A 1,110-nucleotide genomic window follows, 5' to 3' on the forward strand; every position below is an offset into this window, starting at 1 on the left:
ACGAATTCATCCATCAGTTATACGGGTTAATCAGTAAAGTACCCCCATTAGTTAGAGGAGTAAGAAATTTGAAACGAATAGGCTGGAGTAGGGAACATCCAAAACAAAGGAGGGACAAACTGTCAATCGTCATCAGTTCACTAGAAACTGTTCTGATTAGTGCCTTTTCATTAAAAAAGATATCGCAGACTTAAATAATGGAAGTGAATCCTTAAGCCTGCGGCGGCGGCAAAGCCGTACATTCTTTTTCGGTCAGGAGAAAGTGAAAACTATGGTGTTCAAAGACCGAACTGCGGCAGGACAACTGTTAGCCGCACAACTAGCAGCTTATGCTAACCGAAAAGATGTAATCGTATTAGCACTACCACGAGGTGGTGTACCTGTTGCATTTGAAGTTGCCCGCAAAATCAATGCCCCATTAGACGTTTTTCTTGTCCGCAAACTGGGCGTACCTGGACATGAGGAGTTAGCGATGGGGGCAATTGCTTCTGGCGGGGTGCAGGTACTCAATGAAGCAGTAGTACAAATGTTAGGCTTATCCCAAAAAGTAATTGAGCAGGTTGCAACTCAAGAGCAACAAGAATTGAATAGACGCGAGCGTCTTTATCGAGATGACCGACCTTTCCCAGTTTTACATGAACGCACAGTGATTTTAGTGGATGATGGTCTAGCCACAGGTACAACAATGCGGGCTGCAGTCGTAGCATTACGGCAACAGCAACCTGCTCGGCTTTTGGTTGCTGTGCCAGTCTCATCACCAGAGGCTTATCAGGAGATGCAAAAGTTAGTAGACGAAATCGTGTGTCCACAAACGCCCGATCCTTTTTATAGCGTTGGTCTTTGGTATCAAGACTTTCCACAGGTCAGTGATGAAGAAGTTTGCGATTTGCTCAAACGAGCTACTAATAACAATCAACACTCAACAGTTAGTAACTAAAGCGAACAGCATCCTAACTTCATATGCTCAGCTCTCGGATCAATTTGATGCCGTAATTCACATTGATGATACCAGAGGAGTAGAACTGCTAGACCGGATGGCTAAACAAGAAACAAGGGAAGTGCCAGAAACATTTCCTTCTGGCTTTTAGTGGAAAAAACTAATTAGAGACT

At 44.0% G+C, this 1,110-nt stretch carries 1 protein-coding gene; it reads left to right on the top strand.

What is annotated here, in order from left to right:
• Window positions 1–271 precede the first annotated feature (271 nt).
• A complete protein-coding gene (locus UYK_RS0114555; protein ID WP_009454449.1) occupies window positions 272–937 on the top strand; it encodes a phosphoribosyltransferase in 666 nt (221 codons plus the stop codon).
• Window positions 938–1,110 lie beyond the last annotated feature (173 nt).

The organism is Fischerella thermalis PCC 7521 (genome assembly GCF_000317225.1).
In the GTDB taxonomy this organism is placed as follows: Bacteria; Cyanobacteriota; Cyanobacteriia; order Cyanobacteriales; family Nostocaceae; genus Fischerella; species Fischerella thermalis.

Excerpts from the sequence above, each read along its gene's own strand:
- UYK_RS0114555 (WP_009454449.1), top strand. The coding sequence starts at position 272 with ATGGTGTTCAAAGACCGAACTGCGGCAGGACAACTGTTAGCCGCACAA.